12 protein-coding genes and 1 riboswitch are annotated in these 13859 nt (G+C 67.9%); of the genes, 4 read left to right on the forward strand and 8 right to left on the reverse strand.

Features of this window, described 5'->3' with window-relative positions:
• Positions 1–103: 103 nt before the first annotated feature.
• The 4 genes from AC57BR_RS16435 to AC57BR_RS16450 all read right to left on the reverse strand — a co-directional run bounded on the left by AC57BR_RS16435 (position 104) and on the right by AC57BR_RS16450 (position 2716).
• Positions 104–478, reverse strand: coding sequence for a YegP family protein (locus AC57BR_RS16435; RefSeq protein ID WP_496362415.1), 375 nt, complete (start codon positions 476–478; stop codon positions 104–106).
• A gap of 312 nt (positions 479–790) precedes the next feature.
• A complete protein-coding gene (locus AC57BR_RS16440) occupies positions 791–1999 on the reverse strand; it encodes an O-succinylhomoserine sulfhydrylase (protein WP_496362417.1) in 1209 nt (402 codons plus the stop codon).
• A 1-nt stretch (position 2000) separates the two neighbouring features.
• Positions 2001–2411, reverse strand: a complete 411-nt coding sequence (locus AC57BR_RS16445) for a rhodanese-like domain-containing protein (RefSeq protein ID WP_496362419.1) — start codon at positions 2409–2411, stop codon at positions 2001–2003.
• Positions 2408–2716 (reverse strand): DUF1737 domain-containing protein, encoded by a 309-nt coding sequence (locus AC57BR_RS16450; RefSeq protein WP_496362421.1) that lies wholly within the window; start codon positions 2714–2716, stop codon positions 2408–2410. Before AC57BR_RS16450 ends, AC57BR_RS16445 begins: the two co-directional genes overlap by 4 nt.
• Before the next feature lie 13 nt (positions 2717–2729).
• A riboswitch (SAM riboswitch) is annotated at positions 2730–2844 on the reverse strand.
• Positions 2845–3054: 210 nt separating this feature from the next.
• Between AC57BR_RS16450 and AC57BR_RS16455 the strand changes: the two genes are divergently transcribed.
• The 3 genes from AC57BR_RS16455 to AC57BR_RS16465 are packed head-to-tail and all read left to right on the forward strand — an operon-like array spanning position 3055 to position 7119.
• The gene (locus AC57BR_RS16455; protein WP_496362423.1) at positions 3055–4350 is read left to right on the forward strand and encodes an NtaA/DmoA family FMN-dependent monooxygenase; all 1296 of its coding nucleotides are present in this window, start codon (positions 3055–3057) and stop codon (positions 4348–4350) included.
• Between the two features lie 4 nt (positions 4351–4354).
• Positions 4355–6073, forward strand: a complete 1719-nt coding sequence (locus AC57BR_RS16460) for an aromatic amino acid ammonia-lyase (protein ID WP_496362425.1) — start codon at positions 4355–4357, stop codon at positions 6071–6073.
• Complete coding sequence (locus AC57BR_RS16465; RefSeq protein ID WP_496362427.1) at positions 6070–7119, forward strand: PLP-dependent cysteine synthase family protein; 1050 nt, start codon at positions 6070–6072, stop codon at positions 7117–7119. Before AC57BR_RS16460 ends, AC57BR_RS16465 begins: the two co-directional genes overlap by 4 nt.
• A gap of 47 nt (positions 7120–7166) precedes the next feature.
• On the opposite strand, the gene AC57BR_RS16470 is transcribed toward AC57BR_RS16465, so the two are convergent.
• Together AC57BR_RS16470 and AC57BR_RS16475 are read right to left on the reverse strand one after the other, a co-directional pair.
• Positions 7167–8165, reverse strand: coding sequence for an EAL domain-containing protein (locus AC57BR_RS16470; protein WP_496362429.1), 999 nt, complete (start codon positions 8163–8165; stop codon positions 7167–7169).
• A gap of 251 nt (positions 8166–8416) precedes the next feature.
• The gene (locus tag AC57BR_RS16475) at positions 8417–9349 is read right to left on the reverse strand and encodes an aminodeoxychorismate lyase (RefSeq protein WP_496362431.1); all 933 of its coding nucleotides are present in this window, start codon (positions 9347–9349) and stop codon (positions 8417–8419) included.
• Between the two features lie 93 nt (positions 9350–9442).
• On the opposite strand from AC57BR_RS16475, the gene cls reads away from it, so the two are divergent.
• Positions 9443–10918, forward strand: coding sequence for a cardiolipin synthase (cls, locus tag AC57BR_RS16480; RefSeq protein WP_496362433.1), 1476 nt, complete (start codon positions 9443–9445; stop codon positions 10916–10918).
• An 80-nt stretch (positions 10919–10998) separates the two neighbouring features.
• On the opposite strand, the gene AC57BR_RS16485 is transcribed toward cls, so the two are convergent.
• Complete coding sequence (locus AC57BR_RS16485; protein WP_496362435.1) at positions 10999–13074, reverse strand: chorismate-binding protein; 2076 nt, start codon at positions 13072–13074, stop codon at positions 10999–11001.
• 114 nt (positions 13075–13188) lie between these two features.
• The gene (locus AC57BR_RS16490; RefSeq protein WP_496362437.1) at positions 13189–13755 is read right to left on the reverse strand and encodes a low molecular weight protein-tyrosine-phosphatase; all 567 of its coding nucleotides are present in this window, start codon (positions 13753–13755) and stop codon (positions 13189–13191) included.
• Between the last annotated feature and the right edge of the window lie 104 nt (positions 13756–13859).

The raw sequence follows: 13859 nt of genomic DNA on the forward strand, positions 1-13859 counted from the left end.
TGCCGGTGGACATTGCGGAGGAGGGGACGATGTCGAGGTTCGGCTGGCCGTCAGTTACTAGAAGCCAGAAGCCAGCCAGCCCCGCGGCGCCATATGGCGGCGGTTAGGCTGCTCCGGTCCACCGGGCCGGCGCAGCCGCCGGCCTGTGCAGCGGTGTTCCGCTGGCATCCGACGCCGTGCGCCTCTTGCCGAATCCCTGCCTGCGGTGCTCGGCCCGTGCCGAAAGTGGGGCCTGGGCAGGCACGTGCGGCACAGCACGTCCTGGCTCTGCGGCGTTGGCCGTCGCCTGAGGTGCCGCCGGGGAGAGGTCCGTAATAAGCCCCGTCCCGGCGCATTCGCGTACGTCGGCGATCGCAGCAGCGGCCGCACGCTTGTCCTTGAACGGTGCGGAGATCGCCAGCACGGTTCCATCGGGCGCCTTCAGTCGGAACCGGAACTGGGACTCTGCATCAACGAAAACTTCAAATACTCCGGCCATGGCGTTCCTTCCGGTCAGGGAGGCTGCGCGCAGCGTCGTCGCGGCCGCGGCCCCGAACGCATCGCTGCGTCTGTCCTGGGTGTCGTGCTGAACCGACAGGGGTTCGGTCGGTTCATCGGTGTTATTAGAGTCTGACCAGTGTGCACGAAGCCTAACAAGACCATTCGTGTAAACCCTGGGTAAACCCTGCCTGTCCACCCACTAAACCGTGCCGCAGTCCCGTTCTCAAGGACGCCCGAAACGAAGGGACGTGCAGCGCAATGCACGTACACAGCCCGCCATTGGACGTAAGAACAGCCGGGCCCGGAAGGGTCAGATCTGCTTGAGCGCCTGCTCCAGGTCCGCGATGAGGTCATCCGCATCTTCCAGGCCCACGGACAGCCGCACCACTCCGTCGCTGAGCCCGATCGCGGCGCGTCCTTCCGGCCCCATGGCACGGTGCGTCGTGGTGGCGGGATGGGTGATCAGCGACTTGGCGTCGCCCAGGTTGTTGGAGATGTCGATGATCCTCAGGGCGTCCAGCAGCGCGAAGGCGGCTTCCTTGCCCGACTGGCCTGCCGTCGTCGCAAGCTCCAGCGTGAGGACGGTGCCGCCGGCCTTCATCTGCTTGGCCGCCAGCTCGAACTGCGGGTGGGACTTCAGCAGCGGGTACTTCACCCAGCTGACGGCGGGCTGGGCCTCCAGCCATTCGGCCAGGCGGAGCGCCGTGGCGGAGGAGTGGTTCACGCGGAGCGCCATGGTCTCCAGGCCCTTGGTGAGCACCCAGGCGTTGAACGCGGAGAGTGCCGGGCCGGTGTGGCGCATGAGCTGCTTGACCGGCCCGTCGATGAATTCCTTGGTGCCCAGGATGGCGCCGCCCATCACCCGGCCCTGGCCGTCGATGTGCTTGGTGCCGGAGTAGACGACCACGTCCGCGCCGAGGTCTCCGCAGCGCTGCAGCAGCGGGGTGGCGAAGACGTTGTCCGCCACCACCTTGGCGCCGGCGGCGTGGGCGAGTTCGCTGACCGCGGCGATGTCCACGATCTCCTGCATGGGGTTGGACGGGGATTCGAAGAAGACGGCCGTGGTGGGCACCGAGAGGGCCGCACGCCACTGCTCGAGGTCCGGCCCGTCCACGAACACGGTCTCCACGCCCCAGCGCGGCAGGATCTCGTTGAGGATCACGAAGCAGGAGCCGAACAGGGACCGGCTGGCGACCACGCGGTCCCCGGCCGCGAGCAGGGCGCCCAGGGCGGTGAACACGGCGGACATGCCGGACGCCGTAGCAAAGCACGCCTCCGTGCCCTCCAGCAGCCGCAGACGTTCCTGGAACGTGGCCACGGACGGGTTGCCGTAGCGCGAGTAGACGAAGCGTTCGTCCTCGCCGGTGAAGGCGCGTTCGGCGGCAGCGGCTGACTCGTAAACAAACCCGGAGTTCAGGAAGACGGGCTCGGTGGTCTCTTGGAAATTGGTACGGTCAAGCCCGCCGCGGACGGCCTGGGTATCGGGGCTCCAGCCGGCGGCGTCGTGATTAAAGGTCAACTTAGTTCTTTCCCAGGTTCGTCGGCAGGCCGCGGTTCTTCCAGCCGTTAACGGTGCGCTCACCGTAGCGGTCGGGCTCGCCCTCGAAGCCTTCGAGGACGTTGTAGGCGGTGAAACCCGCCTGTGTGGCGGCGATGGCGGCGGCGATGGAGCGCTGGCCGGAGCGGCACAGGAACACCAGCTCCACCCCGGTGTCCTCAGGCGCCTGCTGCTTCAGCTGCTCGACGAAGTCGGGGTTGGGAATGCCGCCGGGAAAGGTCCACTGGATGAAAAGAGGATCATTTTCCGTGGCCTTGGTGTCCGGGATGCCGATGTGCGCCCATTCGCCCTCGGTGCGCACATCCACCAGGACGGCGCCCTCCTCGAGCTTGGCCCACGCGTCCTGCGGGGTGAGGTCTCCGGCGTAGCTCATGCGTGGCCCTCGTAGGCTTCTGCGTTGAGGTCGTCATCGGAGTCCAGCCGGTCCACGGCGGTGGCGACGGCGGCATCCGCGGTGGCGATGGCGGCGGGCAGCACAAGGGCCTGGGCCACGATGACGCTGGTGCCGTTGAAGGTTGCGGCGGGGCTGCCGTGCAGCACGTATCCCTCGGCCAAGGCAGCCGAGATGCGCTCACAGAACGCACGGTCGTCCGGGCCCGTGATCAGGCGGTAGGACAGCTTTTCCTCGGGTTTATCCTGCTGGGACGGCAGCGTTGCAACGGCGGGGGCGTCTGACACGACGGATCTCCTTTTCTCACGCTTGCAGCTCGAAGTGGTCGATATGCCGAGTATTCACCTGAGGCACCCCGCCGTGGAAGGAGGGTTGCCGACCGGCCAGTCAGGGCTTAATGCCGGTACTCATTACTCCCGAAAAACGTAACACTGACGACGGCGGTGCGCACCGCCGTCGTCGTCATGTTCCGTAACGCATCCAAAGCAACGGGGTGGGGACAGCAGTCCAAGCGCTGCGGTTACAAAGCCTGTGGCCGGGAGGATAATGACGGGAGATGAACCGCCGTAACGCCGGATGAAACCAGGCCACAGTGAATGATTCGACCGCGAATACAGTGACTCCCATGCTGCACTTTGGATGGTTTGTGGGCCACGGCTTCGGGGTTCAGGGCTGGGGGACGCCCGGCTACGGAATCGGCTATGACTGGAAGAAGCCCGCCCCCTACCAGCATGCGGTCCGGGAGTTCGAGCGGGCCGGGCTGGACCTGTTCATCATCGAGGATTCGCTCACGGTCCCGGACACGTATGGCGGCAGCGCGCAGGTTTCGCTGGCGCAGGCATCCTTTGCGCCCAAGCACGATCCGCTGGCCCTGGTGCCGTACCTGCTGTCCGCCACGGAGCATCTCGGCATTGTGCCCACTATCAGCGCCTCCTTCTATCCGCCGTTCACCGCGGCCCGGCTGCTGGCTACGCTGCAGCACTTCTCCAACGGGCAGCTGGGCTGGAACGTGGTGACCTCCGGCAGCGACCTTGCCGCGCAGAACTACGGGCTGGACCAGCAGATCGAGCACGACCTCCGCTACGAGAAGGCCGAGGAGTTCGTGGACGTCGTGCGCAAGCTTTGGCGCAGCTGGGAACCCGACGCCATCCTGGAGGACGCCCGGGCCGGCGTCTTCGCGGACCATACCAAGGTCCGGCCCATCCACCACGACGGGGAGTTCTTCAAGGTCCGCGGACCGCTGAACACGGCACCGCTGCCGGAGGAGCCGGTGCTGGTGCAGGCCGGGGCATCCCCGCGGGGCAAGGCCTTCGCCGGCGCGAACGCGGATGTTGCCATTGCCTTGGCCCGCGGTGCGGACGGCATGAAGGCGTACCGGGACTCCATCCGAGCCGAGGCCGCCGGGGCCGGCCGGAACCCCGACGACGTCAAGGTGCTGTTCGTCCTCAAACCCACGGTGACCGGTTCCAGGGCCGAGGCGGAGGAGCTGCGGGCTGCCCGCCGGGAACTCACGCAACGGGACATCGACAGCCAGCTCAACTCGATCTCCTATCTGTCCGTCATCGACTTCAAGCAGTTCGACCTCGATGCGCCCCTCCCCGAGCTCAGCACCAACAGCAACCAGGGCACGCTGGAGCACTTCTCCAAGGCCGCGCCGCCGGGGTCCACCCTGCGGCAGATCCTGCAGGCCCGCAGCGGCGGCGCCGGCGACAGCATCATCGGCACCGCGGAGGAAATCGCCGACTACCTCGAGGAGACCGGGGCCGCGGTGGGCGGCGACGGGTTCCTCTTCTCCGGCTTCGTGGATCCGGCCACCATTCACGGCGTGCTGGACAGGCTGGCGCCGGTGCTTCGGAGGCGGGGACTGCTGCGGACGAGTTACGGCGACGGCGGCTTCCGCCGGAACCTGCTGGACTTCTAGCGCCATGGCAGGGGCCAGGGGGTACGACGGGCTGTTGCCGGGCGTCCGGCGCGGCACGTTCCTGATCGGTACCGCCCACATCCGAGCTGACGACGTTGCCGAAGTGGCGGCCGATCCCGCGGTGGAGGTGGTCCTCAGTGCCGAAGCCCTCGAGCTCGTGGGCCTGTCCCGCGAGGTGGTGCAGGCGGCCATCGATTCCGGCCGCCGCGTCTACGGCCTGAACACCCTGCTCGGCTCCGGCCGCGACACCGCCGTGGAGCAGGAATCCATCCTCGACTTCCAGCTGCAGGTGGTGCGCTACCACCACAGCGGCGTCGGCGCGCTGCTGGACCGGGATGAAGTCCGCGCCCTCATCCTGGCAAGGCTCATCGGGTTCACCCGTGGTGGCTCGGGGGTGCGTCCGGAGACCGCCCGCTTCTACGCCGAACTGCTCAACAGGGGCGTGGTGCCGGCCGTTCCGCGCGACGGGTCCGTCGGCTCGTCGGACCTCACCCAGCTGGCGGCGGTTGCCGCCGTCGCCATCGGTGAGGGACAGGCGCTTGCTCCCGACGGCGGCCTGCAGGACGGCGCCGAGGCGCTCACCGCCGCCGGGCTGGAACCGCTGGTCCTGGCGCCGGGCGAGGCCCTGGCGCTGGTCAGCGCCAACTCCTATTCGATCGGCGCCGGCGCGCTGGAGCTCCGCCGCATCCGGCGACTTGCGGATCTGGCGGACACCGCGCTGGCGCTGTCGCTTGAGGCCACTGCCAGGTACGACGGCGGCGGGAACCTCAGCCCGTTTTCGCCGGCTGTGCAGTCGGCCAAGGCAGTGGACGGCCAGCGCGTCTCGGCGGCCAATGTCCGGCGCCTGGTGCGCGGCGGCTGGCTGGAGGACCCTCGGCGGCAGGTATCGGTCCAGGACGCCCTGTCCTTCCGTGCCGCGCCGCAGACGCACGGTGCGTTCCGGGCCCAGGTCACCGCCCTGGCCGCGGCGCTCGAGGTGGAGCTCAACGGCAGGGGCGACAACCCCCTCACGGACATAGCCTCCGGCCGGATGGTGTCGGGCGGAAACTTCCAGCCCATGCAGCTCGCCCTGGCGTTCGAGGCGCTGCGGCTCGGTCTGGCACATGTCGGAATCAGCAGCGAGCGGCGGATCGCCAAGCTCTATCCGCCGCAGCGCCTGATCCGGCAGCTCAACCTTGAGGCGGCCAGGGCCGGCACGCCGCTCGCATCCGAGGACTTGCCGGGACTGCTCTGGTACTCGGCCGCCGGCCTGCTGGCGGAGCTGAAGTTCCTGGCGGCGCCTGCCACCCTCGGCGCCCCCACCCTGTCCGCGGACGTCGAGGACCACTCCACGCTGGCCCCGCTGGCCCTCCAGCAGCTGGAGCGCTCGGTGGAGGCCGCCGGTAAGCTGCTCACCATTGAGGCGTTGACGGCCTCCTACCTGTTGGCCGAAGCACAGGACACCGATCTGCGCGAGGCGGAGATCCGGCAGCTTGGAGCAGGCACCGGCGCCGTCGTGGCGCGGCTGTCGGAGCTGCTGGCCGGGCGGCTGCCGGCGGCGGTGCTGGTTGACAGCGCGCGTGCTGCGCTCGGGGACCTGCTGGCAGGAATGCCCGAATTACGGACACCGGATCTGGGCGGCCCGAATGACGGCCGCCCGAATGGCGGCCGCCCGAATGGCGGCCGCCCGAATGACGGCGGCCCGAATGACCCGAATCCGGATGATGGGGGAGGAGAATCATGACCACCGTGACAGGAAGCGGCCGCCAGGCAAGGCATGCGGCGCAGGTACTGGACCCCGGGATGGACGCCGGTGCGGTGCTGGCACGGGTGGGGAACACTCCGCTGGTGCCGCTGGACGTGCTGAGCCGCGGGCTGGGGAGCACCGTCTTCGTCAAGCTCGAATCCGAGAACCCCGGCGGTTCCATCAAGGATCGGACCGCGTTGAGCATGGTCCGGGCGGCCGAGCGCACCGGCGAGCTGCAGCCCGGCGGGACCATCGTGGAAAGCACCTCCGGGAACACCGGAATCGGGCTCGCGCTGATCGGGGCGCTGACCGGCCATCCGGTGGTGGTGGTCACGGGTGATTCCATTTCCTCGGAGAAGCTGGAGGCCCTCAACCGGTACGGGGCGCGGGTGGTGTTCACGGACTGGAGCGCGCCATCGGATTCGCCGGAGAACGCGCGGGCGGTCGCGGCCCGGATCACGGCCGAAATTCCCGGCGCGTGGCGTCCCCTGCAGTTCGACAACCCGGCCAACCCTCAGGCGCACTATGAGGGGACGGCGCCGGAGATCTGGGAGCAGACGGCCGGCCGGGTGACGCACTTCGTGGCGGGCGTGGGCACCGGAGGCACCATCAGCGGGAACGGGCGGTACCTCAAGGAAAAATCCGGCGGGCATGTCGAGGTGATCGGCGCGGACCCGTACGGTTCGGTCTACAGCGGCGGGCATCCGGGCCAGATCCTGGTGGACGGTGTGGGCAACTCCTGGCCCAAGCCCGACTGGCCGAAGGTCTTCGACCGTGGGCTGCTGGACCGGTTCCTGCGGATTCCGAACGACGAGGTGTACACCACGCTGCACCGGCTGCTTAACGACGAAGGCCTGTCCCTCGGGCCGTCGTCCGGACTGACCGTGGCGGCGGCGCTCCGGGTGGCCAAGGCGGCGCCGCACGGGTCAGTGCTGGTGGCGATCGCCCCGGACACGGGCAGCAACTACCAGAGCAAGGCATTCAACCCTGTGTGGCTGGCGGACAACCACATTCGCCTGGCCGCAGATCTGGCGGAGGACTAGCCCAGGAGGGCCGGAGCCTCGCGGAGGACCAGACACGCCGAGGCCCGTCAGGAGGCAGGGCCGCTGGTGGCCGTCTCGCTTTCGGAACGGATCCATTCATTCCAGTCCAGCGGGTGGACGGAGGGCCTGCCCAGCAGGTAGCCCTGCGCAGCGGCCACGCCAAGTCCGGTCACGGCCTCGAGTTCCTCCGGCGTCTCCACGCCCTGGGCGCCGAGTGCCGCATCGATGTACCGGGCGAGTTCACCCATGGCGGCGGCCCTCAGGCGCTGGCCCGGGGAGTCCTCGATGCCTGCGATGAAATTCCGGTCCAGCTTGATGATGTCCGGGTGAAGCTCCAGGACCTGGTCCATGGAAGTGAAGCCGGCCTCGGCGCCGTTCACTGCGATCCGCAGTCCACGGCGCCGCAGCGGAGCGATGGCGGCCGTCAGGGTCGGGTACTGGTCCAGGGCGATCGGCCCGTTCAGGTCGATGACGATCCGGTCCATGGCCAACTGGGAATGTTCCAGCAGCCCGGGGATCCTTGGGTCCGCGCACGTTGCAAGTGTCAGGTTCAGCGCGATGAACATGTGCTCGGGCACGGCCTGGGCCGCAGAGAGGGCCCGGTGAAGCGCAGCGAGTTCAAGGTCTGTGCCCAGGCCGACGGACTCTGCCTCGTTGAACCAGTGGTCTGCACTGGCACCGTCGTCGCTGACGAAGCGGGTCAGGGCTTCGACCCCGATCACCTGCCCCTCCGGAAGCCGGCAGATCGGCTGGAACGCGGTCAACAGCATCTTGTCAGAAAGGATGGCTTCAATCCGGTTCCTGCTGCGCCGGGTAAACGGAACCGGCACAGGCGCAGCAACAGCCTGCGAAGGCACGCTGACAGGGATAGCGCCATTCTCCGCGTTGGCCAACTCTGTGGTGGCGGTGAGGTGCTCAAGCAGCACCTGTTCGGGATTATCCGGATGTGCCTCGAACAGGACCCGCAACTGCGTGCGGGTCCACTCGCTGGCCGGATCTGTCTCGGCGAGCAGTTCGGTGATGATCTGGCGGGCTTGCCAGCGCACAGAAATTCCACCCATGTCCCCCGGCAACGCTGCCTGGGCCCCCAAGCCCGTGGGTGGTGAGTTTGTCCATGCGGGAAGGGAATTCTCGTCCCAAGACATCGGCTATTCCTTTATACGTACTCATTCCGGCTGAGCCCGGAACCAGACCGCGTGTCAGTACCCCTGCGGGTACGGGCAGTTGGCCGTGGAAGAAGACTACAACGCGGGGCGCTGGCTTGTCCTACATTTTTTCGAACGGTGCCCTTTTGTTATCACTCGATTCCGGCAAACAGTTCATTCAGCTCGGCGGTCAGCTGCTTGCGGAGCGCCGGCGTGCCGATTTCGCGTCCGTCAATGTGATTGACGGGGGCCAGGAGGCGGATGCTGGAAATCAGCCAGACGGCGTCGGCGTCCGCCAGGTCCTGGGGCTTCAGCGGGCCGTAGCCCAGTTCCCAGCCGGCCGCCTTGGCGGCGGCGAACAGGGCGCCCTGTGAGGTTCCGGGGAGAATGCCGCTGTCCAGCTGCGGCGTGACGAGCCGCTTAACAGTTGCGCCGCCGTCGTTCTTCTCAACATTCGCCAGCAGCACGGTGGACGTGGGGCCCTCCAGCACGCGGCCGTCCGAGGACGTGAAGATGACATCGTCCGCCCCCTGCTTGTGGGCATGGCGCAGCGCGGCCATGTTCACCGCGTAGGACAGGGTCTTGGCGCCGAGCAGCAGCCACGGGGCGCGCTCGGCCGCGTCGCTGTCATAGCCGCGGTCAAGGAGGATGACGTCGATGCCGGTCTCGCGCTGGCGCCGGCCGGCCGCGGCCACGGGGGAGACCTGTACCCAGCAGGTGGGGGCGGCGGCGCCCTCGACGCCGCGGGTGACGATGAGCTTGACCACGGCCTCGTCCAGCTCCGGGGAGGAGGCGGGGTTGTCGGAACGGAACGCCGCGACGCCCGTCTGCACCGCACGGCGCCAGTCGTCCTGCCCCGGAATCTCAAGGTCCAATGCCTCGGCCGAGCGGGCCAGCCGGTCCAGGTGGGCCTGGATCTTCCGCGTGTGGCCGGCGACGGCGAGCATGGACTCGAACACCCCGTCACCGCGGGTGGCGCCCAGGTCGGTGGCCATCAGCTGCGGCTTTTCGGGGTCGGCAAGCCGGCCGTTCACATAGTCCGGATCCAGGAACACCAGCACTGTGTGGGAGGTACGAGAGGTCATGCCTCAAGCTTAGTGCGGCCGGTGCCCGATAGGCTGGCCTCAACGCTCCATACGGAATGGCTGCGAGGGTAAGAATTAACGGGGGTTTCAACTGTGCTGTGGCCATTTCCGCTGGCGGAAACACTGCCGGCATGGCTGATCCTGCTGCTCAGCGGCGCGGATCTGGTCATCCGGGTCCTGGCGGTGGGCATCATCCCGGGCAACCGGCGGCCCACCACGGCCATGGCCTGGCTGCTGGGCATCTTCTTCGTGCCGGCCCTGGGGCTGATCCTCTTTCTGCTCTTCGGCAACTTCAAGCTCTCGCGCCGCCGCGTCGAACAGCAGCAGCAGGTTAACGAGCGGGTCCGCGCCGGCAGTGCGGCGCTTTCCGACGTCGCCAGTGAGTATTCGGGTCCCGAGTGGGTCCAGTCCGCGGCCGAACTCAACCGCCGGCTCGGGTCGATCCCGCTGGTGGACGGCAACCATGTGGAACTGATTCCCGGCTACCCGGACTCCATCCGCGCCATGACCGAGGCCGTCCGGAAGGCCAAGCGCTTCGTCAACGCCGAGTTCTACATCATGAGCACGGACCACGTCACGGACGACCTCCTCACCGCCCTCGAGGAGGCGGCGGACCGCGGCGTCCAGGTCCGCGTGCTGTTCGACCACATCGGAACGCTGCGCGTGAAGGGGTACAACAAGCTGCTGAAACGCCTCAAGGCCAGCCGCATCCAGTGGCGGCGGATGCTGCCGCTGCTGCCCATCCACGGCCAGTGGCGCCGGCCGGACCTGCGGAACCACCGCAAGATCATGGTAATCGACGGCGAAGTCGCGTTCACGGGGTCGCAGAACCTGATCGAGCCCTCCTACAACAACCCCAAGCACCGCAAGGCCGGCCGGGAGTGGATCGAGCTGATGGCCTGCCTGCGGGGACCGATCGTACCCACGCTCAATGTTGTCTTCGCCACCGACTGGCTCAGTGAGACCGACGAGTCACTCGAGGACCAGCTGCAGCTGCCTGCCGAGCCGTCGCCGGGCGGCGTCACGGCCCAGGTGGTGCCCAGCGGCCCAGGCTTCACCACCGAGAACAACCTCCGGCTCTTCAACACGCTGATCTACTCGGCGCAGCACCGGATTTCCGTCTGCAGCCCCTACTTTGTGCCGGACGATTCCCTGCTCTACGCCATCACCACCGCGGCGCAGCGCGGCGTGGACGTGGAACTGTTCGTCTCCGAGAAGGGGGACCAGTTCCTGGTCCACCATGCCCAGCAGTCCTACTACGAGGCCCTGCTGCGGGCCGGCGTCCGGATCTACCTGTACAAGGCGCCGTTCGTGCTCCACGCCAAGCACTTCACCATCGACGATGAGGTGGCGGTCCTGGGTTCGAGCAACATGGACATGCGGTCCTTCTCCCTGAACCTGGAGGTTTCGGTGATGCTGCTGGGCGCGGACACCGTGAACAGCATGCGCGCGGTGGAGGACACCTACCGTGACATCTCGCACGAACTGCGGCTGGAGGACTGGATGCGCCGGCCCCTCGCGGCAAGATACGTGGACAACGTGGCCCGCCTCACGGCCACGGTCCAATAACTGCACCCCACGTACTTTGGAGTTTTTGTCCACTTGTCACGACTTAGAGGCCCTTTAGCTCGCGATATCTGTACAAAAACTCAATCGGGGAAGGCGGAACCGAGGGTGGACAGCACGCCGTAGGCCTTGGTGCGGATCTCCTCGTACTCGTCCTGCGGCACGGAATCCGCCGTGATGGCGCCGCCGACGCCGAGGCTGAGCCTTACCTTTCCGCCCGCGGCGTCCTCCTGCACCACCAGGGTGCGGATGGCCACCGCCAGATCCGTGGCCCCGTTCAGCGAAAAGTACCCGATTGCGCCCGAATAGACGCCGCGCGGGCCCTCCTCCAGCCGGTCCAGGATGGCCATGGTGCTGATCTTCGGCGCGCCGGTCATCGAGCCGGCCGGGAAGCAGGCTGCCACGGCCTCGGCCCGCGGCGACCCCGGAAGAAGAACGGCGTCGATGGTGCTCACCAGCTGGTGCACCGTGGCATAGCTTTCGATCTCGCACAGCCGGCTGACGGTCACCGATCCCGGCTCGGCGAAGTGGCTGAGGTCGTTCCGGAGCAGGTCCACGATCATAATGTTCTCCGCCCGGTCCTTCAGGGACGTGGCCAGGTCGTGGCGGAGGGCGGCGTCGGTGTCCGGGTCAGCAGCCCGGCGGCGGGTTCCCTTGATCGGCTCAGCGCGCATGCCGCCGTCGGACGCTATCCGCAGGAAGCGCTCCGGCGACGTGCTGGCTACCGTGAGCCCGCCGAGCCGGAGGTAGCTCGCAAACGGCGCCGGGTTTCGCCGGCGCAGGGCAAGGTACGCGGCCCACTTGTCGAGTGCCGGCACCTCCGCCGCGAGGGTGGTGGTGAGGCAGATCTCGTAGGAATTCCCCTCGGCGATCTGGTGCTGCGCTTCGGCGATCTTGCGCTTGTAGCTCGCCTCACTGTCGCGGCCGGCAAATGCCGGGGCTGCGTCATGCGCCGGAGCTGCGGAGTTCGCCGCCGGAAGTACGACGCCGTTGCTGCCGCCGGCTTCCGGTGCAGCGGCCACGGCATCTCGGGCCCGGTCCAGCCAGCCCGCAGCGTCCGGCGCGTCGAGGGCAAGCAGCCACACAGTGTTGTCCGTGTGGTCCAGGACCACGCCGCGGCCGGCAAAGATCAGGCCCACATCAGGCGCGTCCGAGGGGATGTCCTGCCCGCCGGTTTCACGCTTGAGCTCATAACCGAGGTAGCCCAGCCAGCCCAGCGCGAAGTCACACGGGTAGTCCTCCGGCCCGCGCACGGCCTTGCGTCCCCACACCGTCTCCAGCCAGCGGAAGAACGGCCCGGACACGTTGGCCGTGGCGCATCCGGCGGTGATCCGGGTGACCCCGGAACTGTGCAGGACAGACTGGCCGAAAATGCCGCCGTCGTCCGCCAAAATACTGAAGCGGCTCCGCTCCGCCGCGGGGGTTCCCGTGCTGGGACCGGCTGTACCGGCCGAACGCAGGGAGGAGTCCAGCCAGACCGCATTGCCCGACGTTCCGTACAGCGCCTGAAAAAGTGCGGCGGGATCGGGGCTGGTCTCGATGCGTTCCGACAGCAGTCGCAGGCCGCGCCGGGAGGAGAGCTCGGGAACCAGGGCCGTGGTGAGCACCGGGAGGTAGGTGAGTGCCTGCAGGGCGTCCGCGGGGGCGGTGCCGTCCGCGCGGTTGAGGACCCGGACCTGCGCATGCTGCGGGATGTCGTCCGCGGCCAGGAGGTCCGCCTCCTGGCCGGCCCACTGGTCCCAGAACGGCTCGTACGTCGCGCCGTCACGTGCCAGCGCGCGCGTGCGGCGCTCGCCGTCGGAGGCATCGGCCCAGATGACGGCGTCGAGATGCGGCCTGGCGGCGGCTGCCGCTGCCCCAACGCCCTCGACGATCACGATCTCGGCGGGCAGGGTGACCCGCGGGTCGCCGTCGCTATGGTTTTTCCAGTCCCAGCTGACCCACGTGGCCGCTTCGCCGCGGCTTAGGGGAGCCAGCACCGTAGTGACGTAGCGTTCGATGCCGGCGGACAATCCGTCCCAGCCGGGATAGATGTCCTCCAGATGGAACAGCGAGACCTTGTGGTGGCTCCGCAGCGTGGCCGCGAGCTCGATCGCCAATGTGGTTTTACCTGCGCCGGACCGCCCGTCAATGGCGATGATCACAGGTGCGGGGGTCATGAAATAGAGCGTACCTGCTGGCTGTCCTCAACCTGGACGTTGTGAAGCGGACTGCTGCCGGCCTGGTGGCTGTGGCGCTTGCCGCTGCGGGCCCGGTGCCCATTCACCGGACATTCACCGGACAGGGGCCGCGACCGTGCCGGCTTCGTTCCGGTCGGCACCTCGTGCGTCCTGCGCGAGGGCGTCTTGCACGTAGTGGATGATGCCCGGGACAGCGGCCTGGACCTGGTCCCACACAGCCTCGAAGTCGGCGTGGCCGCCGTACCAGGGGTCCTCGATGCCCTGCTCGAGCGGATCGCCGTCCTCCAGGGCGGGGTCGAAGCTGCGGAGCATGCGGATCCGGGACAGCGAGTCGTCGTCCGGGGCGGAGGCCCGCAGCCAGCCGTAGTGGTCCACGTCCAGAGCCAGTATCAGGTGCCGCTCCGTGAACCATTCGGAGCGCCATTCCCGTGCAATGTGCCGGTCCGAGAAAAGGTTGTGGGTGGCGAGCTTCCGTGCCGCCCGCGGGTCGATGGGGCGTCCGGCCTCGTAGGCGGTGGTGCCCGCGGAATCAACGATCACGACGTCGGCGAGCCCCGCCTCCGCGAAGGCGGCGCTAAGCATCAGCTCCGCCATGGGCGACCGGCAGATGTTGCCCGTGCAGACGGCGATGACGCGGTATGGGCTCGTCGTTGAGTTCATTCGATAAGCATGGACGACGCCGGCTCCTCTTGGCTAGTAAGTGCCCTTATTATCGACAGATCGCGTAAAGTTGGCTGGCCCTGCTGTCACAAAAGTGCGTCGCG

It is taken from the genome of Arthrobacter sp. BGA-UO-ETr-C19, from assembly GCF_059568005.1.

What these genes read in the sequence shown, in the direction of transcription:
- AC57BR_RS16465 (WP_496362427.1), top strand. Translation starts at nt 6,070, where the DNA reads ATGACCACCGTGACAGGAAGCGGCCGCCAGGCAAGGCATGCGGCGCAG.
- AC57BR_RS16435 (WP_496362415.1), bottom strand. Translation starts at nt 478, where the DNA reads ATGGCCGGAGTATTTGAAGTTTTCGTTGATGCAGAGTCCCAGTTCCGG.
- AC57BR_RS16475 (WP_496362431.1), bottom strand. Translation starts at nt 9,349, where the DNA reads ATGACCTCTCGTACCTCCCACACAGTGCTGGTGTTCCTGGATCCGGAC.
- AC57BR_RS16485 (WP_496362435.1), bottom strand. Translation starts at nt 13,074, where the DNA reads ATGACCCCCGCACCTGTGATCATCGCCATTGACGGGCGGTCCGGCGCA.
- AC57BR_RS16460 (WP_496362425.1), top strand. Translation starts at nt 4,355, where the DNA reads ATGGCAGGGGCCAGGGGGTACGACGGGCTGTTGCCGGGCGTCCGGCGC.
- AC57BR_RS16445 (WP_496362419.1), bottom strand. Translation starts at nt 2,411, where the DNA reads ATGAGCTACGCCGGAGACCTCACCCCGCAGGACGCGTGGGCCAAGCTC.
- AC57BR_RS16490 (WP_496362437.1), bottom strand. Translation starts at nt 13,755, where the DNA reads ATGAACTCAACGACGAGCCCATACCGCGTCATCGCCGTCTGCACGGGC.
- AC57BR_RS16455 (WP_496362423.1), top strand. Translation starts at nt 3,055, where the DNA reads ATGCTGCACTTTGGATGGTTTGTGGGCCACGGCTTCGGGGTTCAGGGC.